The 25,685-nt window shown below is 60.3% G+C and carries 20 protein-coding genes; 7 read left to right on the forward strand and 13 right to left on the reverse strand.

Annotation, left to right across the window (positions count from 1 at the left end; translation table 11 throughout):
• From JAO77_RS02555 to JAO77_RS02565, 3 genes are all read left to right on the forward strand, one after another.
• Positions 1-1,026, forward strand: a complete 1,026-nt coding sequence (locus JAO77_RS02555; protein ID WP_198988701.1) for an EthD domain-containing protein — start codon at positions 1-3, stop codon at positions 1,024-1,026.
• A gap of 119 nt (positions 1,027-1,145) precedes the next feature.
• Positions 1,146-1,868, forward strand: coding sequence for a DUF92 domain-containing protein (locus JAO77_RS02560; protein ID WP_198988702.1), 723 nt, complete (start codon positions 1,146-1,148; stop codon positions 1,866-1,868).
• A gap of 97 nt (positions 1,869-1,965) precedes the next feature.
• Positions 1,966-2,841 (forward strand): SDR family oxidoreductase, encoded by an 876-nt coding sequence (locus JAO77_RS02565; protein WP_198988703.1) that lies wholly within the window; start codon positions 1,966-1,968, stop codon positions 2,839-2,841.
• A gap of 212 nt (positions 2,842-3,053) precedes the next feature.
• On the opposite strand, the gene JAO77_RS02570 is transcribed toward JAO77_RS02565, so the two are convergent.
• The 9 genes from JAO77_RS02570 to JAO77_RS02610 all read right to left on the reverse strand — a co-directional run bounded on the left by JAO77_RS02570 (position 3,054) and on the right by JAO77_RS02610 (position 16,885).
• Positions 3,054-3,320 carry a hypothetical protein gene (locus tag JAO77_RS02570; protein WP_198988704.1) on the reverse strand — a complete coding sequence of 89 codons (267 nt, stop codon included), beginning with the start codon at positions 3,318-3,320 and terminating at the stop codon, positions 3,054-3,056.
• A 91-nt stretch (positions 3,321-3,411) separates the two neighbouring features.
• Entirely contained in the window at positions 3,412-4,878 is a 1,467-nt protein-coding gene (locus JAO77_RS02575; protein WP_370549537.1) for an efflux transporter outer membrane subunit, read from the reverse strand.
• A 171-nt stretch (positions 4,879-5,049) separates the two neighbouring features.
• Positions 5,050-8,217: an efflux RND transporter permease subunit gene (locus tag JAO77_RS02580; protein ID WP_198988706.1), complete on the reverse strand. Its 3,168-nt coding sequence runs from the start codon at positions 8,215-8,217 to the stop codon at positions 5,050-5,052.
• 163 nt (positions 8,218-8,380) lie between these two features.
• Entirely contained in the window at positions 8,381-9,565 is a 1,185-nt protein-coding gene (locus tag JAO77_RS02585) for an efflux RND transporter periplasmic adaptor subunit (RefSeq protein ID WP_198988707.1), read from the reverse strand.
• Between the two features lie 56 nt (positions 9,566-9,621).
• The gene (locus tag JAO77_RS02590) at positions 9,622-9,900 is read right to left on the reverse strand and encodes a hypothetical protein (RefSeq protein ID WP_198988708.1); all 279 of its coding nucleotides are present in this window, start codon (positions 9,898-9,900) and stop codon (positions 9,622-9,624) included.
• A gap of 188 nt (positions 9,901-10,088) precedes the next feature.
• Positions 10,089-11,390: a HAMP domain-containing sensor histidine kinase gene (locus tag JAO77_RS02595; RefSeq protein ID WP_198988709.1), complete on the reverse strand. Its 1,302-nt coding sequence runs from the start codon at positions 11,388-11,390 to the stop codon at positions 10,089-10,091.
• A gap of 143 nt (positions 11,391-11,533) precedes the next feature.
• Positions 11,534-12,211, reverse strand: coding sequence for a response regulator transcription factor (locus JAO77_RS02600; protein ID WP_198988710.1), 678 nt, complete (start codon positions 12,209-12,211; stop codon positions 11,534-11,536).
• Between the two features lie 118 nt (positions 12,212-12,329).
• Complete coding sequence (gene fbaA / locus JAO77_RS02605; RefSeq protein ID WP_198988711.1) at positions 12,330-13,415, reverse strand: class II fructose-bisphosphate aldolase; 1,086 nt, start codon at positions 13,413-13,415, stop codon at positions 12,330-12,332.
• Between the two features lie 251 nt (positions 13,416-13,666).
• Positions 13,667-16,885: a TonB-dependent receptor gene (locus JAO77_RS02610; RefSeq protein ID WP_198988712.1), complete on the reverse strand. Its 3,219-nt coding sequence runs from the start codon at positions 16,883-16,885 to the stop codon at positions 13,667-13,669.
• 365 nt (positions 16,886-17,250) lie between these two features.
• On the opposite strand from JAO77_RS02610, the gene JAO77_RS02615 reads away from it, so the two are divergent.
• The gene (locus JAO77_RS02615) at positions 17,251-17,814 is read left to right on the forward strand and encodes a cytochrome c (RefSeq protein WP_198988713.1); all 564 of its coding nucleotides are present in this window, start codon (positions 17,251-17,253) and stop codon (positions 17,812-17,814) included.
• A 7-nt stretch (positions 17,815-17,821) separates the two neighbouring features.
• Here the strand turns inward: JAO77_RS02615 and pulA are convergent, their stop codons facing one another.
• On the reverse strand, positions 17,822-19,825 hold the full coding sequence (pulA, locus tag JAO77_RS02620) for a type I pullulanase (protein ID WP_198988714.1): 2,004 nt from the start codon (positions 19,823-19,825) through the stop codon (positions 17,822-17,824).
• Positions 19,826-20,134: 309 nt separating this feature from the next.
• Between pulA and JAO77_RS02625 the strand changes: the two genes are divergently transcribed.
• Positions 20,135-20,590, forward strand: coding sequence for a hypothetical protein (locus JAO77_RS02625; RefSeq protein WP_198988715.1), 456 nt, complete (start codon positions 20,135-20,137; stop codon positions 20,588-20,590).
• On the opposite strand, the gene JAO77_RS02630 is transcribed toward JAO77_RS02625, so the two are convergent.
• On the reverse strand, positions 20,568-22,028 hold the full coding sequence (locus tag JAO77_RS02630) for a sensor histidine kinase (RefSeq protein ID WP_198988716.1): 1,461 nt from the start codon (positions 22,026-22,028) through the stop codon (positions 20,568-20,570). The two genes, JAO77_RS02625 and JAO77_RS02630, sit on opposite strands and share 23 nt — an antisense overlap.
• An 80-nt stretch (positions 22,029-22,108) precedes the next feature.
• On the opposite strand from JAO77_RS02630, the gene JAO77_RS02635 reads away from it, so the two are divergent.
• Both JAO77_RS02635 and JAO77_RS02640 read left to right on the forward strand, forming a co-directional pair.
• Positions 22,109-22,561 (forward strand): hypothetical protein, encoded by a 453-nt coding sequence (locus JAO77_RS02635; protein ID WP_198988717.1) that lies wholly within the window; start codon positions 22,109-22,111, stop codon positions 22,559-22,561.
• A complete protein-coding gene (locus tag JAO77_RS02640; protein ID WP_198988718.1) occupies positions 22,543-22,803 on the forward strand; it encodes a dihydrofolate reductase family protein in 261 nt (86 codons plus the stop codon). Before JAO77_RS02635 ends, JAO77_RS02640 begins: the two co-directional genes overlap by 19 nt.
• A gap of 132 nt (positions 22,804-22,935) precedes the next feature.
• Here JAO77_RS02640 and JAO77_RS02645 read toward each other — a convergent pair whose 3' ends face one another.
• Positions 22,936-24,285, reverse strand: a complete 1,350-nt coding sequence (locus JAO77_RS02645; RefSeq protein ID WP_198988719.1) for a sigma-54-dependent transcriptional regulator — start codon at positions 24,283-24,285, stop codon at positions 22,936-22,938.
• A 56-nt stretch (positions 24,286-24,341) separates the two neighbouring features.
• Positions 24,342-25,685 (reverse strand): vanadium-dependent haloperoxidase, encoded by a 1,344-nt coding sequence (locus JAO77_RS02650; RefSeq protein WP_198988720.1) that lies wholly within the window; start codon positions 25,683-25,685, stop codon positions 24,342-24,344.

Below are 25,685 nucleotides of genomic sequence, written 5' to 3' on the forward strand. Positions count from 1 at the left end.
ATGTCAACCCAACCCAACAGCCTAGCTGCCGCCGACGACCGCGCCGACAACGGCCACCGGCCGCCTGCACTCACCAGCTACCACACCACCACGGCGCCGCTCATCGTCACGCCCACCTTCCTGACGCGAGCCGATGCCACCCCCCGTACCGAGCGGCTCCAAGACGAAAATTCGACCCGCGACCGCCGCGGCGAGGGCATTGAAAACCCCGATGCGGAACCCGCTGAAATCGCGCTGGAACCCAACCCCAACCTCGACTTCGAGCACTGGGACGAGTACTGGCGCAAGGTGCACGGCCCCAAGTTCGCCTACGAGGAGCCGGGTACCGACAACGAGCTGGTGCTGCGCTACGACCAGGTGCACCGCGTGGCCGCTGGTCCGTCGTCGTTTTTTCAGCCGCCCTACCGGGCCATGACGCAGGACAACGGCAAGCTCGTGGCCGACCCCTATGCCCGGGTACCCGCCTACCAGCGCCCGCGCTTTGATGGCTTTGCCTACATCGCCTACGCGGCGGAGGCTGACATCAACCGCGTGCTAAAGCAGGAGCAGTACGCCAAGCGCATCATTGCCGACGAGCAAACGGTGTTTCGCCTGGTGACGCGTGAGATTGCCCGCGAATACATTCTGCTGCCCAGCGCGCAGCACCGCGACCCGATTAGCTTGGTGAAAATCCATTACCGCCAGCCCGAGCTGAGCCGGGAGGAATTTCAGGAGCGGCTACTGCGGCAGCATGCGCCGCTGGTGCTGGCCCAGCCCGCCACGCACACCTACGTGCGCCGCTATGCTCAGCTGCACAACATCGGCTCGTCGCAGCAGCCCGACCCGGAAGGGGAGCTGATTGATGCGATTTCGGTGCTCGCCTTTGCCAGCATGAACGATGTGGAAGACTACCTAGTAAGCGACGAGTACCGCACCATCGCGGCCGACGAAGCCACGTTCGTGGACGTAGCCCGCTCCGAGTACTGGACGGGGCTTAACTACAGCGTTATCAACCGCCTGCTGCCTGAGCTGGCAACCAAGTACTAAGTCCTTACCAGAGATTTTGATGTAGCGCGCGAACTTTGGAGCGCGTCGGCTAGCAACTAAGCTGGCGGGCGTGCTTCAAAGTTCGCGCTTCTAGTTACTAGTCTGCCCATTCCCTTACTATGCTGCTTCGCCTAGGTCTCGTTATTTTTCTGCTGGGCCTAGGTATGGCCTACAGCGCGCGGGCTGGCAAGCTTACCATTCCGGCCGTGTGGACGGGTGGGGTACTGGGCGTGTGCATCTACCTAGGGGCCGGCTTTATGGGCCTGGGGCTGCTGGCTACTTTCTTTGGCTTGGGCACGGCGGCCTCGGCGTGGCGCGTAGCCGACAAGCGCCGCCTAGGGCTAGCCGAAGCCAACAAAGGCCGCCGCACGGCTGGGCAGGTGCTGGCCAATGCCGGCCTAGCTGGCCTCATAGGGTTAGCTGCTTGGCTGCTACCATCGTTTGCGCCGCTGGGCCGCCTCATGCTGGCGGGTGGCTTTGCCGCCGCCACGGCCGATACGCTGGCCTCGGAGCTGGGCAATATCTATGGTCGGCGTTACGTCAATATTCTGACTTTCAAGCCTGACCAGCGTGGCTTAGATGGTGTTATCAGTGCCGAAGGGACACTGCTGGGGCTAGCGGGCAGCGCGGTGCTGGCCGGTGTGTACTGCGTAGCTGAGGGCTGGTACCCGGCCTTCGCCATCTTGCTGCTGGCTGGCACGGCGGGCAACCTAGGCGACTCGCTGCTAGGCGCCACGCTAGAGCGGCGCCGCTACCTACCCAACGATGGCGTCAACTTCCTGAACACGCTTATTGGGGCGCTGGTAGCGGCGGGCTTATCTGCTGTGTGGCCCCTTGGGTAAGCTCGGCTGCCACCTAGGTGGGTACTTACATAATTCGGGTATTTGCCACCCCTGGCTCGCTGGCGGCCGTATTGTTTTTGCACCTAACCTAGCACTAATGAGCACTGAACAAAACGAACCGCGCCCAACCAACAGCGAAATCAGCCCCAAGCCCATGGGCTATCCTACGAGCGAGGAGAGCATGAAGGAGCAGCCCGACTGGGATATGTCGAACTACAAGCCAGCGGGCAAGCTTACCGGCAAGGTGGCCCTCATCACGGGCGGCGACTCCGGCATCGGGCGGGCGGTGGCCCTAGCCTATGCCATGGAAGGCGCCGACATAGCCGTCGTGTATCAATCTAATGCCGAAGACGCCGCCGTAGTCGGCAAAGCCGTAGAGGCCCAAGGCCGTAAGTTTCTGGCTATTCAGGCCGATGTACGCTCGGCCACCGAGTGCCGCGAGGCAGTACGCCGCACCCACGCCGAGTTGGGCGGCTTCAACATCTTGGTGAACAACGCCGCTTACCAAAAGGGCTACGAGCACTTTGAAACCATTCCGGAGGAGAACATCCACCGCACCTTCGATACCAACATCAAGGGCTACATCTTCATGGCTCAGGCCGCCATTCCGTTCCTGAAAGAAGGCGACGCCATCATCAACACCGGCAGCATCGCGGGCCTTGTCGGCAATCAGCACCAGGTAGATTATGCCTCTACCAAGGGTGCTATCCACACCTTTACCAAGAGCCTGGCCGCCTACCTAGGCGAAAAGAAAATTCGGGTGAACGCCGTGCTGCCCGGTCCCATTTGGACGCCGCTCATCCCCGGCACTATGCTCCAAGAAGACCTAGACAAATTTGGTGACGAAACCATGCTGGGTCGTCCCGGCCAGCCCGAAGAGTTGGCTCCGTCCTACGTCTACTTCGCTTCGCAGGATGGCAGCTACTCGACTGGCAGCTTGCTCGAAGTAACCGGCGGCATGCCTAAGGGCTAGAGACGAATTAAGAGCAACTACCTCGCGTCTGTCATGCTGAGCTTGCGAAGCATCTCTATCGTTTCCTTTAGCGGTGTGGTAGAGATGCTTCGCAGGCTCAGCATGACAGACGCAGGTTGAAGCCACATCTTAAAAGAGCCGCTTGGCTGGCTACGTTCCTAACGTAGCCAGCCAAGCGGCTCTTCTATTTTTAGCGCGCCTAGGTGCGTTAATTAATTGAGATACAGGCGGTGTGTAATTTGAAAACGGTGGGGCGCAAAGGCATTATAATAAGGCGCCTCACCCATAAAGGTGAGCACGTGCACCAGAGGGATGCCTTCGAGGCGGCTGTCTACCACGCGCACGGGGTATACCTGGCCCTGCACCGGCCAGTCGCCGCTGTGGTTGGCGGGGCGGGCCGAGTCGTCGAGGCACACGGCATAGTCGAGAAAAGGCGCGGCGGCCGTAGCCTCCGCTAAAGTGTAGCAACCAACTTCCATAGGACAAAAATACCCACGCGGCGGGCGGATAGTTCCGGCACGCGCCGCCATGGTGCCAGGCTATAATTACGCAATGGGCTAGGCGGTGGTTCTACTGCTGGGGTACGGGCGTGTTCCAGCCACCACCTAGGGCGCGGTACAGCGCCACGGCTTGCAGCAATTGCGTGCGGCGCAGCTCGGCTAGGCTCAGTTCGGCGTCGAGCACGCTGCGCTGGGCCGTGATGATTTCCAGATACGTGGCGTAGCCGGTGTATTGCAGGTCGGTGGCAGTTTCTACGGCTTTGCGCAGGGTTATTACCTCTTGGCGGCGCAGGGTGAGGGCGCTGTCGTAGTTGGCCACGCCGCGCAGGGTGTTCGTGACCTCGCGCACGCTGGTTTGCAGGGTTTGCTGGTAGGCGTAGTACGTTTCGAGGCTAGCGGCGGTGGCGCGGTTGCGCTCGGCGCGCAACGCACGGCGGTTTAGAATAGGTGCGCTCAGGCCCCCTAGGATGCCCGCCACCACCGAACTCGGCTGAAACAGCAGCGACGACCGAAACGCATTGACCCCCACGTAGGGTGTGAGCGTGAGCGCCGGTAAAAAGGCGGCCCGGGCAGCGTAGAGGTCAGCGCCGTTGGCAGATAAATTGAACTCTGCTTGGCGCACATCGGGGCGGCGTAGCACCAAGCGGGCGGGCACGCCGGCCAGCAAGCGCTTGGGAACCTGCACCTCAGCCAGCTCGGCGGGCCGCGCGATGCGGCGCGGGTAGCGGCCCATGAGTTGATTGAGTTGGGTTTCGTTTTCTACAATGCGCTGCTTGGTCTCATACGCCAGGCTGCGGGTGCGCAGTACCTGCGCCTGAAACTGCTGCACGGCCAGCTCAGTGGCGCGGCCGGCCAGTTTCTGCACCTTGGTAATCTCCAGGGCGCGCTCTTGCAGCACAAGATTGCGCTGCAAAGTAGCCAGTTGGTTGTCAAGTGTCAGTAGCTCGTAGTAGTTGTTGGCTACTTCGGCAATCACGCTCGTCACGACTAGCTGCCGCCCTTGCTCGGAGGCCAGCAGGCGGCCCTGCGCCGCGTTGCGCAGGCTGCGCAAGCGGCCCCAGAGGTCTACTTCCCAGGTACTGCGTAGACCTAGGAAATAGTCAGGCGTGAAGCCCGTCGGCACTACCTGGCTAGCGTCGATATTCTGCGACAAGTTGGTGTCGTAGTTGCCTACGCCCGTGAGGGTGTAGCGCCCGTAGCGGTCAAAGCCCGCCGTGCCGGTAGCATTCACGCTGGGCAGCAGCGCCCCGCGGCGCTCTAGCACGGCCGCGCGGGCTTGCTCTACGCGCTGGCTAGCCTGGCGCAGGTCAAGGTTTTGCTGCAAAGCTGTGTCGATAAGCCCGATGAGGGTTTTATCGGCAAAAAACTGGTTCCATGCCAGGTCGCCGATGCTGGTACTGTCGTTGGGCGCCGGGTAGCCGTAAGTGCCGGGTAGCGGGGTGGCAGCTGGGTAGGAGCGAGGGTCGGAGAGCTGGCAGGCGCTGAATAGAAAGATACCTGCTGCTACTGTTAAGGCTCGGCGGGCGTAGGACCCCACCCCCGGCCCCTCCCCTCCGGGAGAGGGGAGCCTGACAACTTTTGGTTTACAAAAAATGAAAGCAAAGAACCTAGTTAAAGACATCAGAAGTCGAAATTCAAATTCAGTAATCATCTGGCTCCCCTCTCCCGGAGGGGAGGGGCCGGGGGTGGGGTCCTACGGCTGGAGGACCTAGGCGTGCATGGGCTCTTCCACCTCTTCTTCTACCGCCTCGGTCGCTGGCTCGGCAGGCTTTTCTACCTTCATCATGCCCGCGAAAATGACGTAGAGGCCCGGCACCAGCAGCAGCCCGAAGGCCGTGCCCACCAGCATGCCGCCCGCCGCCGCCGTGCCGATGCTGCGGTTGCCGAGGGCGCCCGCGCCGTGCGCCACCACCAGCGGCATCAGGCCCAGGATAAAAGCAAACGAAGTCATCAGAATCGGCCGCAGGCGTGAGAGCGTGCCCTCGATAACGGCGTCGAATACCGACGCCCCAGCGCGGCGGCGCTGCTCAGCTACCTCAATAACCAGGATGGCGTTTTTACCCAATAGCCCGATGAGCATTACCAGCGCTACCTGGGCGTAGATGTTGTTTTCGAGACCTAGGATTTTCAAAAACAGGAAGGCTCCGAAAATACCTGTGGGCAAGCTCAGCAGCACTGGCAGCGGCAGCAAAAAGCTCTCGTATTGCGCGGCTAGAATGAGATACACGAACACGATAACCAGCGCGAAAATGTACAGTGCCTGGTCGCCCGATAGCACTTGCTCGCGGGTCATGCCGCTCCATTCGAAGCTGAAACCCTTAGGTAGTACCTTCTTAGCAGTTTCCTGGATGGTCGTGATTACGTCGCCGGTGCTGTGCCCGGGCGCGGCGTCGGTGCTCACCATGGCCGAGGTGTACATGTTGTAGCGCGTAAGCTGGTCGGGGCCGTACACGCGCTCGAGGCGCACGAAGGTGGAATAGGGTACCAACTCGCCGCGATTGTTCTTCACGTACAGCTTCAGCAGGTCGTCGGGGCTGGCGCGGTACTCGGGCGAGGCCTGCACCATCACTTTATAAAGCTGCCCAAAGCGGATGAAGTTGGAGGCATAGTAGCTGCCAATCAGCGTTTGCAGCGTGCTCATGGCCGCGTCTACGGTCACACCTTTTTTGGCGGCTTGCTCCTGGTCTACGTGGATGAGGTACTGCGGAAAGCTGGCGTCGTAGTTGGTGAAGGCCGAGCCGACAGCGGGTGTTTTATCCAGGGCCAGCAAAAAGTCCTTGGTCACCTCGGCGGTGCGCTGCAAGTTGCCGGTGCCCGACTTGTCGAGCACGCGTAGCTCCACGCCGCTGGCGTTGCCGAAGCCCGGCACCGAGGGCGGTGGGAAAAACTCAATCTGCGCGTCGGAGATACCCTTGGTCTTTTCGCGCAGCTCCGCAATTAGCTCATCCACCGACTGCTTGCGATTGTCCCAGGCAGCTAGGTTTATCATGCCCATGCCGTAGGTAGCGCCCGCCACGTCGTTGAGCAGGCTGTAGCCGGCCAGCGTCGATACAGACTCCACGGGCTTGAGCTTGGCCGCGATTTGCTGAATGTCGTCGAGTACTTTTTCAGTGCGCTCCACGGTGGCCCCGGCGGGCGTGGTCACGTTCACGTAAATCATGCCCTGGTCTTCGGTCGGGATGAAGCCCGAGGGCAGCGAGCGGCTCGTGCCATAAGCCAGCCCGATGAACACTACTAGCGCCACTAGCGTGACCACGCGGCGGTGTGCCACTGTGCTCAGCACCTTCTTGTAGCCGTCGGCTAGGTTATCATAGCGCGCATTAAACCAGTTGAAAAACCGGCCCATCAAGCCCGGCTTTTTGTCGTGGTCTACCTCCTTGAGTAGTATCGAGCACAAAGCCGGCGTCAGGGTCAAGGCGTTCACGGCCGAAATCAAAATGGCTGACGCCAGCGTGAGCGAAAACTGCCGGTAGAACACGCCCACCGGCCCGCTCAAGAACGACGTGGGTACGAATACTGCCGTCATTACCAACGTAATAGCCACGATGGCCCCACTGATTTCGTGCATAGCCGCGAAGGTGGCCTCACGCGGCGCGAGGTGCTCGTTGTGCATTTTGGCGTGCACGGCCTCGACCACCACAATGGCATCATCGACCACGATACCGATGGCCAGCACCAGCGCAAAGAGTGTCAGCAGGTTGATGCTGAACCCCAGCACGCTCATGATAAACAGCGTGCCGATGAGTGCCACCGGCACCGCCAGCGCTGGGATGAGCGTGGAGCGGAAATCCTGCAAAAAGACGAACACCACGATAAACACCAGGATGAACGCCTCCACTAGCGTCTTGAGCACTTCGTGCACGCTGGCGTCGAGGAAGCGCGACACGTCGTAGGCCACGCTATAAGTCATGCCGGGCGGGAAGCTCGTCGCTTTTAGCTCGGCCATGCGCGTTTTCACGCCCTCGATTACCTCGCGGGCGTTGGAGCCGGGGCGCTGCTTGAGCATGATGGCCGCCGAGGGCCGCCCGTCTTCCTTCGAGGCCATGCTGTAGGTCAGCGAGCCAAACTCTACGTCGGCTACCTGCTTGAGCTTCAGTACTGAGCCGTCTGGGTTAGCGCGCAGCACGATGTTGCGGTACTGGTCGGGCTTGAACATTTTGCCGGTGTAGCGCAGCACGTATTGCAGGTCGTTGGCCTGGCGGCCGGAGCTTTCGCCCGACTTGCCAGGCGCGGCCTCCACGTTTTCGGCCCGGATGGCGGCCACGATATCCTCGGTGCCGATGTCGTAGGCGGCCATGCGGTCGGGCTTCAGCCACACCCGCATCGAGTATTCGCGGGCGCCCATAATCTCGGCTAGGCCCACGCCGTCGATGCGCTTGAGCTCCTGCAAGATGTTGATATCGGCGAAGTTGTAAATAAACTTCTCGCCCGCTGCCTTGTCGGTGCTCGTCACGTTGAGGTAAAGCAGCATCGAGTTTACCTCCTTTTCGGTGGTCACGCCGGCCTTGATTACCTCCTCGGGTAGCTCGTCGAGCACGGTTTGCACGCGGCCCTGCACGTTCACGGCGGCCAGGTCGGGGTCGGTACCCACGTTGAAGAACACCTCGATGAGCGTAACGCCGTCGTTGCTGTTCACCGACGTCATATAGGTCATGCCTGGCACGCCGTTGATGGCGCGCTCCAGCGGCGTGGCCACGGCCTTGGCGCACACCTCGGCGTTGGCCCCGGTGTAGCGCGCTGTCACGGTCACGGAGGGCGGCACAATGTCGGGAAACTGCGTGATGGGTAGCTGAAACAGCGCCAGCCCACCCAGCAAGGTTATCAGCAGGGAGATAACCAGCGAGAGGACCGGGCGGCGAATGAAGATATCAAACATATGTTGTTGGTAACCAAATACAACTAATTATCATGCTGAGTGCAGCGGAGCGGAGTCGAAGCATCTCTATCGGTGAACTAACTCCTGACGCTAGCAACGAAGCGGTAGAGATGCTTCGACTCCGCTCCGCTGCGCTCAGCATGACAGGCGCTACCTGTTGACCCTACCGCACCTTCGCCACGCTCGGCGCGTCCATGGGTTCGTCGGCTATTTCAGCTTTGCGCGGCACTACTTTCTGGCCGTCTTTCACTTGCTGCGTTCCCTCGTACACCACGCGCTCGCCGCGCTTGAGGCCGCTTTTCACCACGTAGTCTTTGCCGGTGCGATTGCCAGGCACGAAGGCGCGCGTGCGGGCCACGTTGTTGCCATCGACCACGTACACATAGCTCTTGTCCTGAATCTCAAATACCGCTTTTTGCGGCACCAGCAGCGCGTCGTTCACCACGTTGGTGAGGCGCACGCGGCCGGTAGCGCCGTGCTTGAGCAGGTGCTGCGGGTTATCGAAGCGGGCGCGAAAGGCGATGGAGCCAGTGTTTTCGTCAATCTCGCCTTCCGAGGTTTCGATGTAGCCGGGGTAGGGATAGCGACTGCCATCGGCTAGCACCAGCGCGATAGTGTCGGAATTACTACGCTCGGGGTGCTCTTGGCGCAGGCGCATTAGCTCTAGGTATTCGTTTTCAGGTACTTCGAAGTAGGCAAATACCTGGCTGAGGTCCGACACGGTAGTAAGCAGCGTGGTTTCCTCGATGAGGCTACCCACTTTGAGCGGAATGCGGTTGATAACCCCGTCGAAGGGCGCGCGCACCAGCGTGTAGTCGAGGTTGAGGCGAGCCGTGCTTTGGCGGGCCTGGGCCTCGGCCACGTGCGACTGCGCGGTGCGCAGGTTGGCCCGCGCCAAGTCGATTTCGGTTTTAGCGATGATGTTTTTGTCTACCAGCATCTGCACCCGCTCTAGCTGCACCTTGGCCGACGCTACTTCGGCTTCGGCAGCGGTTTCGGCGGCCTTGGCGCGGGCCAGCTGGTTTTGGTACTCGCTGGGCTGAATGCGGAACAGTGGCTGGCCCTTCTTTACAAACTTGCCCTCGTCCACAAAAATTTGCTCCAGAAAGCCGCGCACCTTGGCCCGCACCTCCACGTTGCGCTCAGCCTGAATGTCGGCCACGTGCTCGTGAAAGAGGCGCTGGTCGGTGGTGCGCAGGGCTACTACGGGTACTTGGGGCGGGGCAGCCTCTTCCTTTTTGGCGGTTTCGTCTTCGCCCTTGCCGCAGCTGCTCAGTAGCAGCAGGCCCGCGGTCAGGCTAGCCAGAATGGTGCTGTGGCCCGCTACTTTATATTGAAAAAGAGACACTTGATAAGGTGTATAATTCGTGAAATTTAGGATAGTACGCAAACGCCGGGCGCACGTTAGCGCTCCGGCGAGTGGGCTGCTAGGTTAGTAGAGTCGCGGCGCAGGCTGGCGGCCTGGCAGCGGGCCAGCATGGTTTGGGTAAGGGTGAGCTCGGCCCGCGTGGCGATGAGGTCCTCGGCATCGTCGTCATCGTCGAGCAACGCGGAATAAGCCATCAAACCATCGGTGCGGCTCAGCAAAAAGCAATTGAGCGCCCCCGACAGCAGCAGGGCCACGGCCAGCAGCGCAGCCAGCACGCGGTAGCGGGTATCGGCAAAGGGGAGGGGGCGGTTCATAATGCAAAACACCCCCGCCGACATTAAAACCGTCTGAGAACGGTGTTAGAATTCATTAAACTTGCTCAGACGTATTACCCCACCCCCGGCCCCTCCCCTCCGGGAGAGGGGAGCCGAGCGCAAGCAGACGTTACTAGTCGTCAGGCTCCCCTCTCCCGGAGGGGAGGGGCTGGGGGTGGGGTAATACGTTACACCGGCAGCCGCACCGTGGCCGTAGTGCCTTCGCCCGCTGCCGACTCTATCGCCAGCTGCCCGCCGTGCAGGCGCACCACTTTTTGCGCCAGCGGCAGCCCTAGGCCAAAGCCCGGCCGCCCGGCGGCACTGCGCGCCCGAAAGAGCGGCTCGAACAGCCGCGCCTGGTCGGCGGGCGCGATGCCGGGGCCACTATCCTGCACGCGCACTTGCAGCGTATCGGCGTCGGCGTAGCCTAGGTCAACATTTACCGCGGCTTGCGAGTATTTGCACGCATTATCTAGCAGGTTAAACAAGGCCGTGGTCAGCAGCTCAGCGTTGCCGGGCAAGCTGAAGGGCTCGGCCGCTTCGGCAGGGGGTACCGGGCCGATGCTGAACTGCACCTCGCGGCCGGGGTACTTGGCCTGGGCGTAGCCTAGGGCCGTGGTCAGGCACTCGTCGAGGCGCACGGGCAGCAGGCGGGGCGAGGGCGCATCGGCGCGGGCCAGCGTGAGCAGGCCGTTGGTGAGGGCAATGAGGTGGCGCACATCTTCGAGGCCCGAGGCGATGCTTTCCTTGCTCTCGCCTAGGGTGTCGTCGTAGGCCAGTGAAGTCTCCAGCGTGCCGAGCAGTGTGGCCAGCGGCGTGCGCAGCTCGTGTGAAGCGTGCGATAAAAAGCTTTTCTGCGCTTCAAATGCTTGCTCTACGCCCGTCAGCATCTGATTAAAGGTGATGGCAAGGCGTGCTATCTCATCGCGCCTGTTGCCCTCGTCCACGCGCTGGCTCAGATTAGAGGCCGTGATTTGCTCTACCTGCTCAACCACGCGGGCAATGGGCTGCAAAAACTGATTGGCCAGCACCCACCCGGCCAGGATGATGAGCAGCAGCGTGCCCACGTTGCCCACCACCAGCACCAGGCGCAGCGTATCGAGCTGCGAGTGCCCTAGGCGGTCGATAGCCGACACCTCTACTTGATATGTAATGCCTTGCGACTTGTAGCGCACGCGGGTGCTTTCGAGCTGGTCGGCTAGGTCGGGCGGTACCGTGGCGGCTTCGGCAAACAGTGTTTGGCCGGTCGGGCTCACAATGCGCAGCCGCTCGCCCGTCATCATCAGCAAGTCGCGCGGGTGTACTGGCCCCGCCGGATGCCCGCTGCGGATAAGTACCCGCGCTGCCAGTAGGGCGCTGGCTTCCATGCGGTGCACAAATCGCTGCCGCCGCGCTGCCGCCTGGAAGTAGTAAACAAATGCCGAAAACGCCACCAGCAGCCCCGCCACAAGAATGGTAAAGCGCAGAATGAGCTTGGTGCGGATAAGCATGGTAGTCTAGTTGTTGTTTCGGGGCTGTCATGCTGAGCGCAGTGCAGCGGAGTCGAAGCATCTGTATCGGTGAACTAATCTCTACGCTTAGCAGCGAAGCGGTAGAGATGCTTCGACTCCGCTGCGCTCAGCATGGCAGGTAGTTACTCCGCCCGCATCACGTAGCCCATGCCCACCACGGTGTGGATGAGCTTGGGCGAGAACCCGCGGTCGAGCTTCTTGCGCAGGTAGCTCACGTACACATCTACTAGGTTAGTGTTGGTGTCAAAATTTACGTCCCACACGTGCTCGGCTATCGCCACCCGCGAGATGATGCGGCCCTGGTTAAGCAGCAGGTATTCGAGCAGGGCGTACTCCTTGGTAGTGAGGTCGATGCGCTGGCCGGCGCGAGTCACTACCTTGGCGTCGAGGTTCAGTTCTAGGTCGGCCAGGCTGATGACGTGGCGCACCGCCTCAGCGGCTGCTTGGCGGCGACCTAGGGCCCGCACCCGCAGCAGCAATTCCTGAAACGCAAAAGGCTTCACCAAGTAGTCGTCGGCCCCGGCCTCAAACCCTAACACCTTGTCTTCTAAACTATCAAAAGCTGTAAGAAAGAGAATGGGCACGTGTGGATAATCGGCCCGGATGCGGCGACACAGCTCAAACCCATTGAGTAGCGGCAGGTTGACGTCGAGAATAACTAGGTCGAAGGGCTGCTGCTGCGCCAGCGAGAGGCCCATTTGCCCATCGTAGGCAATAAGCAGGTCGTAGCCCTCGCTGGTCAGCCCCTTCTTGATGAACGAGGCCAGCTTGGGCTCATCTTCGACTAGCAGGATTTTCATGAGTGAGGCTGAGTAGAGCGCAAAAGTAAAAAGCCCCGCGCCCGAGTGGGCGCAGGGCTTTTCGTTGTCAGGATGTAGAGCCGCGATACGTGGCATCTCTACGCCCCGTAGGCCGAACCTAGGGCCGGCGGTTTACGGCGTTCAAATCCTCAAACGCCGTTTTCAGGCGCGCTACGAAGGTCTCTTCGCCTTTGCGCAGCCACACGCGGGGGTCGTAGTACTTCTTGTTGGGCGAATCGGGGCCGTTGGGGTTACCGATTTGGCCTTGCAGGAAGCCTTCGTTTTTCACGTAGTACTGCTGAATGCCTTCCCAGAACGCCCACTGCAAGTCGGTGTCGATGTTCATCTTGATGGCGCCGTAGCTAATGGCCTCGCGGATTTCCTCCTGGCTCGAGCCCGAGCCGCCGTGGAATACGAAGTTGATGGGCAGCGCCTCCTCGATGTTGTGCTTCTGGCGCAGGAACTCCTGCGAGTTGTGCAAAATCTTGGGCTCCAGCTTCACGTTGCCGGGCTTGTATACGCCGTGCACGTTGCCGAAGGCAGCGGCGATGGTGAAGCGCGGGCTCACGGCATTGAGGTGTTCGTAGGCGTAGGCTACTTCCTCAGGCTGGGTGTAGAGCTTCGACGAATCGACGTCCGAGTTGTCAACACCGTCTTCTTCGCCGCCGGTCACGCCTAGCTCGATTTCGAGCGTCATGCCGATTTTGGCCATGCGCTCCAGGTATTTTACGCAGATTTCGATGTTCTCCTCAATCGGCTCCTCCGACAAGTCGAGCATGTGCGAGCTGTAGAGCGGCTGGCCGTGCTCAGCGTAGAATTTCTCGCCGGCTTCGAGCAGGCCGTCAATCCAGGGCAGGAGCTTCTTGGCGGCGTGGTCGGTGTGCAAAATCACGGGTACGCCGTAGGCTTTGGCCATCAGGTGCACGTGGTGGGCACCCGAAATGCCGCCCGCGATGCTGGCTTGCTGCTTGTCGTTGGGCAGGCCTTTGCCAGCGAAGAACTGGGCGCCGCCATTTGAAAACTGAATGATAACCGGCGAGTTGAGGTCGCGGGCTGCTTCGAGCACGGCATTCACGGTGTCGGTGCCGGTCACGTTTACGGCCGGTAGGGCGTAGCCATTAGCCTTAGCGTGCTGGAAAAGAGCCTGCACTTCGTCGCCGTGCAGTACGCCGGCCCGCAGGCCGGTGAGTGTGGATGTTGCCATGAGAAAGAAACGTTGTGGCCGCGAAGTTCGTCCCTTTTTGGGAAAAAAGCTACTGCGTACCCAAAGGTGTTCACCTTCGAGTACGCAGTAGCTTTTTTCCTAGGTCTATGCTGGTATGCGCCGTGCAGCCGTGTAGTACCTATTGTAAAATGTATTTGTCATTGCGAGCGCAACGAAGCAATCGCACTTGAACGGCGCGGCTGAACAGATGCGATTGCTTCGCTGCGCTCGCAATGACAAACGCTTTACGACTAATCAAAAATGTAGCGCACGCCCACCTGGGCGCGCCAGCGGCTGGCGAGGCTGGTATCGGTGAAGAACGTCTGGCTGCCGCCGTTGAAGGTGTAGGCTGGCGTGTCGGGGCTGGTAGTGGGGTAGGCAGCTTGTACGAGGCGGTTGTTGCCCACGAGGTAGCGGTTGCCCCAGTTGCGGTTGAGCAGGTTGCCCGCGTTCAGGATGTCGAAGCTGAACTGCAAGGTGTTCTTCTTGCCGCCGCTGGTAGTGATGGCAAAATCTTGTAACACCTTGAAGTCGAATTGCGTGTACCAGCGGCTGATGGCGCCGTTGCGCTCGGTGTACTCGCCGCGGTGCTGGCTCAGGTACTTATCTTGGGCAATGTAGCTGTCGAGCTGCTGCCACTGCTGGGCGGCCGAAACCACCTGGCCCGCCGCGTTGGTGTAGGCCACTAGGTTAATCTGGTTTTGGGCATTGGGCACAAAAAACAGGTCGTTGCCGTCGATGCCATCGCGGTTGAGGTCGCCGGCGTAGGTGTAGCTGAAGCGGTTGCCCTGGCCGGCCTCAAAGAAGAAGCCTAGGGTTGTGGCCACATGGTCATTGGCATACGAGAAGCGCCGGCCGCCCGCTGCGATGAAGCGGTGCTGCAAGCCAAAGTCGCTGTAGGCCAGCTGGGGCTGGTTGGGGTTGCCCACCACGGGCAGGCGCTGGTAGGCGTCGCCGGCAATCTCGCCGGGGTTCGAGGTCACGTCCTTGGCTTGGGCGTAGGTGTAGGCCGCGGTGAGGTAAAAGCCGTTCACAAACTCCTTGCGCAGCTGCCCCGTGAAGGAGTACTGGTAGCCCTGGCTGACGTTTTCGAGCCCAATCACGCCCGCATCCAGGAAGGTAAACTGGCCGTTGGGCCCTACGAAGGAATTGAGACGCGGGCCGGCCGCTGGGTATATCTGACGGCTGTCGCCGCCGTTGGCACCACCTAGGGTCTGGGTGGGCGTCACGAAGTTGTAGTTGCGGTGCACCACGGCGTTAAGGTCCTTGGTGTAAATGGCTTCCAAGGTGGCTACGATGCCGCCGGGCAGCTCCTGGTCTACGGCCACATTGGAACGCCACACCTGCGGAAACTTGAAGTCGCGGCCCGTCGTGTTAATCTGGAACGTGTAGCCGTCGCTGAACTGCGCGTTCGAGGCCTGGTTAGAAATCCAGACAAACGGAATGCGACCCGTGAAAATGCCCGTGCCACCGCGCAGCTGCGTCTTAGGTCCGCTGTTCTGCGAGTTGTAGTTGAAGCCTAGGCGGGGCGAAAACAGTGGCGTCGATTTCGGAAACTGCGTCACGTCGAGGCGCGTGGGCTGGCCGTCGGCGGTCTGGAAGGTCGCCGCCGCAATCTGCGGGTTGGGGGCTACCGTAGTGTTATAAATCGGCACATCGGCGCGCACGCCTAGGGTCAGCTTGAAGGCCGGATTGAGCTGAAACTCATCCTGCACGTACACTCCGAGCTGCGCCACGTCGATGTCAGCCTGCTTGATGGGCGCCCGGCCACCGGCCGCGGCTTGGGCATTCAAATCTAGGAAGCCGGCTCGGCCGGGCACCGTACTGACCAGGAAGTCGCTCAGTTCGAGGCGCTGGTAGCCGTAGCGCTGCAAGTTGAAGCCGTTGATAAACTTGAACCGCTCGTAGTTGGCGCCCACGGTCAAAATGTGCTTGCCCGCGAAGTAGCTCAGGTTGTCGGTGAGCTGCAAAATGTGCTGGTTCAGCGTGTTGTTGGCCGAAAACTGCTCGGTACCCACACTGGTGTAAGTGGTGCCGCCCTGCGTGATGTCAATCATCGGGAAGAACGTGCCGCTCGGCAGCTCCCGGTAGTCATCAAACGCCGAGTAGCTCACCTGCGCCTTGTTGCTGAATTTGCCGTTCCCGAAGGTGCTGTTCAACTCGGCTACCACCGAGTTTAGGTTGTTATTAATAGTGTAGCCCGAGTTCGAAAACTGCAAGGTATTCACGCCCGGCACCCGCGAAGACGGCGCAATGGCAATGGGGTGCGGCCCCTGCTGGCGGTAGCTGCGCAGGTAGTTATAGCGCACCGAAAACGTATTGTTCGAGTTGATATTCCAGTCAATCTTGCCCAGAATCTTGTCCGAATACGTGCGGTAGTTGAAGCCCTCATACGTGCCCGGGTCATAGCCGTACGACGAAATCAAGCGCTGCCGAATGGCGTCTAGGTCCGACTGCAACACCCGGCTCACGCCGTTGGCCTGGCCACTCAGGGCCGCCTGTGCCTCGGCCGCGCTGGTGGCGGGGCGGAAGGTCTGGCCGGGGTCGGTCTGGCGCGTAAACTCGCCGTTGACGAAGAAGAAGAGCTTGTTTTTGATGATGGGGCCACCTAGGGCAAAGCCCGTCTGGTTGAATTTCAGGCTCGGGTTGTCGATGTCGGCCCCCTCTACCTTGCGCCCAATCAGGTTCTCGTTGCGGTAGTATGTGTATACCGTACCCTTGAAGGAGTTGGTGCCGCTCTTGGTCACGGCATTCACACCAGCGCCCGAAAAGCCGCCCTGCCGCACGTCATACGGCGCGAGGCTCACCTGAATCTGGTCGATGGCATCGAGCGAAACGGGCTGCGAATTAGTTTGCCCGCCCGGCGTAGGCGAGTCGAGGCCAAACGAGTTGTTGAAGATGGAGCCGTCGAGCGAGAAGTTGTTGTACAGCGGGTTGCGTCCGCCGAAGCTTAGGCCGTTGCCGCTGGCCTGCGGCGTGAGGCGCGTAAAGTCTTCCTGCGAGCGGCTAATGGTTGGCAGCGACCGGATGGCTGCCGAGCCAATGTTGGTAGCCGCGCCCGTGCGGTCGGGGTTGATTTGGCCATCGCGGTTGCCGCGCACCATCACTTCGTCGAGCTGCTGGCCAGCGCCATCGCGCAGCGTAGCGCGGGTTTCGTAAGTTTTGCCTAGCGCCAATTGCACGTTGCGCTCCACAAAAGTCTCGTAGCCCACAAACGAGATGGTAATCTCGTAAGGCCCGCCAATACGCAGGTTCAATAGGTCAAACTGCCCGTTGTCGCGGGTACTCACCCCGTATTTGGTGCCCGTAGGCGTGTGCACGGCCAGCACCGTGGCACCAGGCAGCGGCTCGCCCTTGGCGTCGAGCACCAAGCCCTTGATAGCCGAAGTCGTGACGCCCTGCGCGTGCGCCGATTGGCTGCCCACTAGGCACACTATTCCCAATAGTGGCAGTAGTACATGTTGTTTCATAAATATCTCGTTGTGTTTTCCGGAGCCCACCCCCAGATGCACCTCAAAATTACGGCGCGTTACGCTTGGATATTTAACGGAAACTTCATGGCTATTAGGAGAAATGACAATTGACTTTCACTACTATTAAGCTGTTAAGTATAGCTATACTAACCGGCAGTGCATGGTTTGTTTTAATATCATATACTTGATAATTAGTGAGTTGTTACTGGCTTGATAGGTTAGTGTAGAGAGGCAAAGGGTATAAAAATGGCCGGTCTTCTAAAGCCCACCCGTTGCTAAAAACTTAACATTGGAGTAAGCATATTGCCTCGCCGTTGGTTACTATATAGCAGAAGCGTATTGCTCACTTAACTACTTGTGGTATGCGTACAAATTCAACCGGCTTCGCCCTGACCGTGGGCATGGGCCTCATCGTCCTAATGCTAGGGTTCCTAGGTTTAAGTGCCACCGGCTTGGTTGGCTTCTCAGCCAATGAGGCGCGACAAATGGAAACAGAGAAGCTAGCCCAGCAAAAAGCTGAGGAAGCATACCAATACAATCTTGCGCATCCCAAGCCTAAGCCAATGGTAAATGGAGTGGCTGCTTCAGGGAATGAGTTAGCTTCTATTCCAGCTGGCGATGCACTATTCAAGGCAAATTGCATTCAGTGCCATGCTGTAAATGAAAAGGTCGTAGGGCCAGCACTAGCGGGTATTACCAAGCGGCGGCCAACTTCTTGGCTAATATCGTGGGTGCGCAACCCGGCCAAGGTCATTGCCAGTGGAGATGATTATGCTGTGAAGCTTTTCAATGATTATGGGAAGCAGCAAATGCCCTCCTTCCCACAGCTATCAGAAAAGGATGTAAAAGCAATCATAGCATGGACTGAAGCACAAGAAGGGAGCATGATTGACGATAGCGGTTTACTCGCCGAAATTCATGACTGAATAATCTCTACTGCACCAGCACTAGCGCCGAATACCCCAGCACTTCCACCGTGCCGCTGCTCATTACCGCACCTAGGCCGTGCTGGTTGATTTCCATTCCTCGCAATACTGCTGAGTATTTCCCAGTTGGTACGGGCAGGCTCGCAGCTTGCCCAGTGCCGTTGAAAAGCACCGTAATGGTCTGCCAGGTATCGCCACCCGCGTGCTCTACTAGCTGGTAGCAGATGGTGCCGGCTGGCGTGCCGGGCAAGAATTTTAAGTGCTGTGCAATCAACTCCTGGCTAGGTAGGCGGAAGGCCGGGTGCGCCTTGCGCAAGGCCAGCAGCTGGCGGTAAAAATTGAAAACCGGCCGGTACTTAGCCTTGCGAGCCCAGTCGAGCTGGTTGATACTATCGGGTAGGTTATAGGAATTGCTAGCGCCTTTTTTACTGCGCAGAAACTCGTCGCCAATAGGTAGAAAGGGCACACCCTGCGAGGTGAAGACAATCGTATTGCTCAATACGTCGAGCTTGATTAAGTCCGCTTCCGAGAGGGTAGGGTGGGCCACTGCGAGCTTGTCCCACAGGATTCTATCGTCGTGGCACGACACGTAGCTGATGGCCTGGCTGGGTTGGTTGGCCCAGGGTGCTTTGCTATAATTGACTTTGGCGTAGTCGAGCTGCGGGTGCTGAGTGGCGGCCACGATGCCAAATTTTACGCTTTCCTCTAGCCCCGGCTGGCCGCCCGCAAAGCCGCCTTCGGCCTGGCGAGCGTAGTGGCCCTTCACGCCATCGCGCAGTTCGTCGCCGAAGGCGGCGATGCGCGGCAGCTTACTCACATTGGCCTTTACGGCGCGTTGGGCCTCGGGCAAGGGGCTAGGGCCAGCGGCCCAGCCTTCGCCGTACACAAAAATGCTGTGGTCTTGCTGGTCGAGAGCCACGCGCACAGCGCGCATGGTTTCAAGGTCGAGCACGCCCATGAGGTCGAAGCGGAAGCCATCGACGTGGTACTCCCGCGCCCAATAGCTCACGCAGTCCACGATGAGCTTGCGCACCATAGGCCGCTCGGAGGCTACTTCATTGCCGCAGGCCGTGGCGTTAGAATACGAGCCGTCGGCATTGTGGCGGAAGTAATAGCCTGGCACCAATTGCTCGAAGGCGCTGGTGCCCGCGTCGGCCACGTGGTTGAACACCACATCGGAAATGACGCGCAGCTGGTGGTCATGCAGCGTCTGTACCAGTTGCTTATATTCCCGAATGCGTACGGCCGGGTCGAGCGCGTTGGTAGCGTACGAGCCTTCGGGCACGAAGTAATTTACTGGGTCGTAGCCCCAGCTGTAGCGCGTAGGCGAGGGCGGCAGGCTCTCATCAATAGCTGCAAAGTCGTAGGTCGGCAGCAGGTGCACGTGCGTGACACCCAGCTCCAGCAGGTGACCTAGGCCGGTGCGCACGCCGCCCGGCCCGGTGGTGCCCAGCTCGGTCAGCCCTAGGTACTTGCCTTTGTGCTGAATACCCGAAGTAGGCGCGGCCGAGAGGTCGCGCACGCTCACTTCGCCCACCACATTGTCGGTGGGAGCGCCGGGTTTGGGGCGCAGGTCGTCGGTCCAGCCAGTGGGCGCGGCGTTGGCCGGGTCGAGCCAGGCGGCCCGGCGGCCATTCACACCTACGGCGCGGGCGTAGGGCTCGCACACCTCAGCCATCGCCTTGCCCGCTATGGTAGCCTGAACCGTGTAAAAGCCTGTCGTGCCCGCGGGTAGCGCCAGTGTCCAGGTGCCGGCGGTGCTGCGCTGCATAGCGTGCGTGGCGGTAGCTGGGCCGCCCTGGCCGGCTGCGTACAGGCGTAGGTGCAGTGCTTCGGCGGTGGGCGCCCACACGCGCAGGGTCCCGCGACCGGTGCGGTCAAACGTCAGCCCTAGGTCGGGACCGTTGTAAACTGGGTATTGGCTTTGCGGGAAGGGGTCGGCCTTGCTCTTCTGAGCGTGAGCGAAGGGGAGAGTGGTCAGCACAAAAAGCAGCAGCAAAAGGCGAGTCATTTTCCAAAGTTCGGGCCAGAGCCCCGGCTGGTTTGCCCGACGCAATTGGGGCATTAGTCTGGAAACCGCCTATGCTGGCCGATAGTGCCACCTGGTGGGGCAACGCCCGGCCACCTTTGCAGACTCGTCACCCCATAAGTTGGCCTGCTACACCGCCCAAATTAAAGGTTGGATTTCACGGATAAGTCATACTCCGCGTCGCATATTGCCGGCCTTAAAACCTCGCGCTACTACGCCCGCTCACCGCTGCCTCCGCATGCTAAATTCTTACTAGCTTTCTCTCATTTTTTGGCTTAATCCTGGTTTGCCATGCGTGCGCTCACCGTTGCCCTGCCCCAGACTGATTATCTCGTCTTGCGCTATCGCCCTGACTTGCATTTGCTAGTGGGTCGCTGGCAGCGGCCGGTATCGGCAACCGAATTTCGGCAGGGTTACCGCGCCATGCTTCGCCTCGCCCGCCAGGTCAATTGCCCCTACTGGCAACTCGACCTGCGCGGGCGCGGAGCCCTGCCCGACGATGATACCCGGCGCTGGCTGCTACAGCGCTTCCTGCCCGAGCTGTCGTTGCGTCTGCCTGAGCCCGTGTGCCTAGCCTATTTGCTGCCGCCCAGCCTGCTACAACAAATGACAGCCCCCGCAGGTAGCCCAGCGCACCTCGCTTTCTTTTCAGAGGAAGGCCCACTCACGGCCTGGCTGCTCCAGCGCCAGCACTACCGCCACGAGGCCTTGGCGCAGGCCGGCTTTACGCCACCGCCGGCAGCGTGAAGGTGAAACAGCTGCCCTGGCCGGGCTGGCTCTCAACCCACAGTTGCCCGCCCTGCGCCGTAATAAATTCGCGGCTGATGCTGAGGCCTAGTCCCGAGCCGCCGCCTGGCATGCCGGCCGCCCTAGGTCCGCCCGCAAAGCGCTGGAAGATGCGAATGTGGTACTCTTTCGGAATGCCCGGCCCCTCGTCCTCTACACTCAATTGTACCATTTCGCCCCAGGGCTTAGCCTTGATGGTGAGGTTGGCCCCGTGCGGCGAGTAGCGGATGGCATTGGACAGTAAGTTGATAAGCACCCAAGTGGTTTTTTCGAGGTCGGCCTGGGCGGCGGGCAGCGGCTCAGCTAACTGCACGCGCAGGTTGAGGTCTTTGTCATTGAGCTGGGCCTTAATAGTTTCGGTAGCGTAGCGCACTACTTCGGGTAGGGGTACCTGTTGCAGGTTCAGCTTGAGTGCACCGCCCGCGTCGAGGCGCGCCACCTCGATAAGCTGGCCCACCAGGCCCAGTAGGCGCTGGGTTTCGGAGCGAATGCCGTCGGCGATTTCCTGGCGCTTGGCCGCGTCGAGCCGCTCGTCGCGTAATAGCATCAGGCTGAGGTTGATGCTGGCCAACGGGGTTTTCAGCTCGTGCGAAATCGTGGCTAAGAAGGTCGATTTCAGCTGGTCGAGATTTTTAAAGTCCGACACGTTGCGCAGGCAGAGCACGTGCCCAGCCGGCTCACTCTTTTTCAGGTCTTCGTTGAATGCTTCAATCGGCGTGACGGTGAGTTGGTAATGTAGATTCTCACCGTGTGGCCGCATCAAAAACGTAGGCCCTAGGCTGCTGTTTTCGGCTGGGTGGGGCGCGTGCAGCATGGTGAGCCACTCGCGCAGCATATCGTTGTGCTGGGCTACTTGCTCGGCGGGCCGGCCCAGTAGGTCTTTGGCTGATGCACCGCCCAGCAGCAGGCAAGCCACGGGGTTGGCCAGCACGATAATGCCTTGCTGGTCAATGAGCAGCAGGCCCTCGTCGAGGCTGCGGACCAGGCTGTCGGTGCGGTTGCGCTGGGTAATCAGCTCGGCCAGCGTGGCGCGGCGCTCGTCTTCGGCCTGCCGCAGCACGCGGTTGACGGCGGCGGCCACGGTGCCCACTTCGTTGTTTTTAGCTACGGCCACGCGGGTAGCGGGGCCGGGGCCGGCCACACGCTCCACATCGGCGGTGAGGCGGTGCAGTGGGCGCACTACCAGGCGCGGCAGCCGCACCATCAGGATAATACCCAGCAAGGTGCTGACTCCCAAGAATAAATACACCGCGTGCTGCGCCATGCGGGCATTGGCCGCCTGCACGGCGGGCGCCTCTGTTTCGAGCCGGTAAATCGTGAAAATAACGTAGCCGCCCAGGCTAAGCAGCAGCCCCAGCATGATGAAAACACCGAGGCGGATTTGGGTTTTTAAGGACATGGCGCGAAATAACTGCCCCGGCGGTACGCAACCCCGGCCGGCGCTTTGAAGTAGCTCTTTTCAGTTAATCAACCCTCCCTATGTCCGCATTACAAAAGCCTCGCGTTATCTGCCACATGATGAGCTCGCTCGATGGCCGCATCATCGTGCAGCGCTGGGGCGCCGATGTGCCCGGCCGCGATGAGTACGAAGCCACTGCTGCCACCTTCGAGTCTCAGGCCTGGCTGTGCGGCCGCGTGACCATGGAAAAGGATTTCACCAAAGGCCGCCAGCCCGATTTGCAGCCCGTGACTACTCCCCTCGACCGCACCGACTTCGTAGCCGAGCACGAGGCCGATTCCTTTGTAGTCGCCGTCGATGCCCACGGCAAGCTCGCTTGGGAGGCGGCCGACATCGACGGCGAGCACCTCATCGAAGTGCTCACCGAGCAAGTTTCTGACGAGTACTTGGCGTATCTGCGGCGCCTAGGTATCTCCTACGTGTTCGGCGGCGCCGAAAAAGCCTCGATTTTGCCGTGGTACTCGACAAGCTAGCCCGCCTATTTCCTATCCAAACCATCTTGCTCGAAGGTGGTGGCCACATCAACGGCTCGCTGCTCAAGGCCGGCCTAATAGATGAGCTAAGCTTGCTCCACATCCCGGTTATCGATGGTGCCGCAGCTTCGGCGGCCGTGTTTGAGCAGAGTGACGCGCCCGGCCCCGCTCCGCACCTGCGGCTGCTAACCGTGGAGCAGCGCCCGAACGATGTAGTGTGGCTGCGCTACGAGGTAAAATAGAGCAGTAACTTGGACTTTGTAGTCCGAGCGCGAGCGCAGCGAGCATGGTGCGCCAAAACTGCCTCGACTAAAGCTCTCTAACGCGTGCTGCTCGCTACGCTCGGACTACAAAGTCCAAGCTACGGGCTGAATTTACTCCACTCCGTATTCCTGTAGTTTGCGGTACAGTGTGGTTAGGCCGATACCTAGGCGCTTGGCCACTTCGGGTTTATTGCCCAGCAACTCGCCCATCAGCCGCTGAATGTGCCGTGCCTCTAGTCCGCGTAAGCTTTCATCATCGGCGGCCGGGCGGGCAGCTACGCCGTGAAACTCGTCAGGTAAGTACGCCGGGGCCAGTAGCTCGCCGGCCGGGGCCAAGATGGCGGCGCGCTCCAACACGTTTTTGAGCTCGCGTACATTGCCGGGCCAGGGGTATCGTTGCAGTAGCTCCAGGGTTTCGGGCTCGAAGCCGGGCAGGCGCTTGGCCAGCCGAGCGGCGAAATGCTTCAAGAAAAAGGCGGCCAGCAGCGGCACATCGGTGCGGCGGTCAGCCAGCGGCGGCACTACGATGGTGAATACCGAGAGCCGATAGTATAAGTCGGGTCGGAAATGACCTAGGGCCGCCTCCTGCTTGAGATTGCGGTTGGTAGCTGCCACCAGCCGCACATCCACCTTAGTCGGCTTGGTATCGCCGAGCTTGGTAAACTGCTGTAATTCTAGCACCCGCAGAAACTTGGCTTGCACGTTTAGCTCTAATTCGCCGATTTCGTCTAGGAAAAGCGTGCCGCCATTAGCTTCTTCGAGCAAGCCTTTTTTGTCGGCCAGCGCCCCCGTGAAGGCGCCTTTCTTGTAGCCAAATAGCTCCGATTCAAGCAGGTCTTTGGGGAAGGCCGAGCAGTTGACAGCCACAAAGGGCTTGGTTTTGCGCCCGCTAGCTTGGTGCAGCGCTTGGGCAAATAGCTCCTTGCCCGCGCCGGTGGGGCCTTCGAGCAGCACAGTGCTATCGGTGGGCGCTACCTGGCGGGCTAGGGTTTGGGCGCGGCGCAGGGCGGGCGCTTCGCCTATCATACTCTCAAAGGTGTGGCCCTGGCTCATGCGCTTTTCGAGCTCGGCCACGCGGCGGCGCAGGCGGGCCTTCTCGGCGGCGCGCTCCACTACCACCACCAACTGCTGCTCAAAATCGCCCTTGGTGAGGTAGTCAAACGCGCCCTGCTTCATGGCCCGCACCCCGTCGGGGATGGTGCCGAAGGCCGTGAGCAGCACTACCTCGGCCTCGGGCGCCAGCGCCTTGAAGCGGGGCAGCAAGTCCACGCCGTGGGCGTCGGGCAGCTTCACATCGCTGAGCACTACCAGCACCTCGGCGGCGTGCTGTCCCAGCAGTGCCAGGCCTCGGTAGGCGTCGGGGGCTTGCAGCACAGTGTAGCCTTCCAGCTCCAATACTTGCGCCAGCAGTTGGCGCAAGCGCGCTTCGTCGTCGATGAGGAGCAGGGTTCCGGTGGGCACTGGGTCGAAATGATAGCTAAGTGCCCAAAGGTAGGAGTTGCGAAAGGTTGCCTTGGCTACTTAGCAATGCTAAGCGACTTGCTAGACGCTTTGCGCAATACAGAAACAATATGGCGACCTAGGCGCTGCCCCTGGGCATTGCCGTTGGTGCAGCTTTCTAGGTAGTGAATGCCACCGTAGAAGCGGGAGATAGAGGCTTCGGCTGCCGCCTGCCGGAAGGAAGTAAACGACCGCTTGCCGCTGCCAAATGGAATTTCGGTATCGTCGACGTACGCCACCTTATCACCCAGTAAGTAGCTCAGCACCTCGGCCGAGGCGCTCGATACTACGGCGTGCCCGCTGGTATACTCGGGGAAGGGCGGCGTTTGCAGCGCGGGCTGCCACTTCACGTCTAGGTGCCGGTTGATGTAGGTTTCGGGCCGAATGCGGTTGGTGGCGTACTTAGCCTCCCAGGTGCTGATGAAGGCATCCATCAGGGTAATGCCTTCGGCGCAGAGCACATACACTGTTTTGTCAAACCCGACTTTCTGCTGCTTGGCCACCAAGGCGGCAATATTCATCCAGTGCCCGCCGGGACTGATTTTTTTGAAGCCGATGGACATGTGTCCCGACGTGTTGACGGCGAATGGATTGCAATCCCAAAACTGGGTTATCTCTACCTGGTCGGGCGTCAGCTTCTTCGAAACCTTGTACACTGCCAGCACCTCGCGGTAAAAGGCCGAGGTCGTATCCTTGCTAAAAGGGTAGGGCGCCACCGGCCGAAAGGCGCTGGCCGAATCGATGATTAGCGGGCGGATGGTTTTCCAGTTGGGCTCTACCGCTTCGAGATAGGCGGGGGGCGTGGGGTACCAGCTGCCCTCTGTCTTTACCGGCGTGTAGCGCTTGAGGGCGCTCAGTTTACCGTAGTTGTCAGATTTAGAGAATTTTACCACGGCGGCGGCGGCCAGCTTGCCCACTCTCACCGACTGGCTCAGCACGCCGGGCTTGACGCCCTGCTTGGTCAGTAGTTGCAAAAAAGTTTGCTCCTCATCCACTAGGGTCTCGCCGGAAGGCAGCAGCAGGCGAGCCGTTTCGAGAATGCTGTAGTAAGCGGCTATCTGGTAGTCATAGGCCGCCTTCACGGTGTCGAGGCGCAGGTCGGTGGTATAGGCTTTTACCAGCTGCTGCGGCGCGGGTAGGCGTGTAGTGTGCGCCGCCACGATGCTATAGGGCGCCAGCATGCTATAGGCGTAGTAGCGGGCTGCCACTGGGGGCGCCACTACGTCGTGCACCATAGTCATATTAATGACGTTCAGAGCCTTGCCTGGGTCAAGCTGCTCGGCTAGGCGTGGGCCATGCGCCTGCAGCTTACCACTAGTTAGCGCTACGAGGGCTAGGCCTATCAGACTACTGCGCTTCAT

This window comes from Hymenobacter sp. BT559, from assembly GCF_016427535.1.
In the GTDB taxonomy this organism is placed as follows: domain Bacteria; phylum Bacteroidota; class Bacteroidia; order Cytophagales; family Hymenobacteraceae; genus Hymenobacter.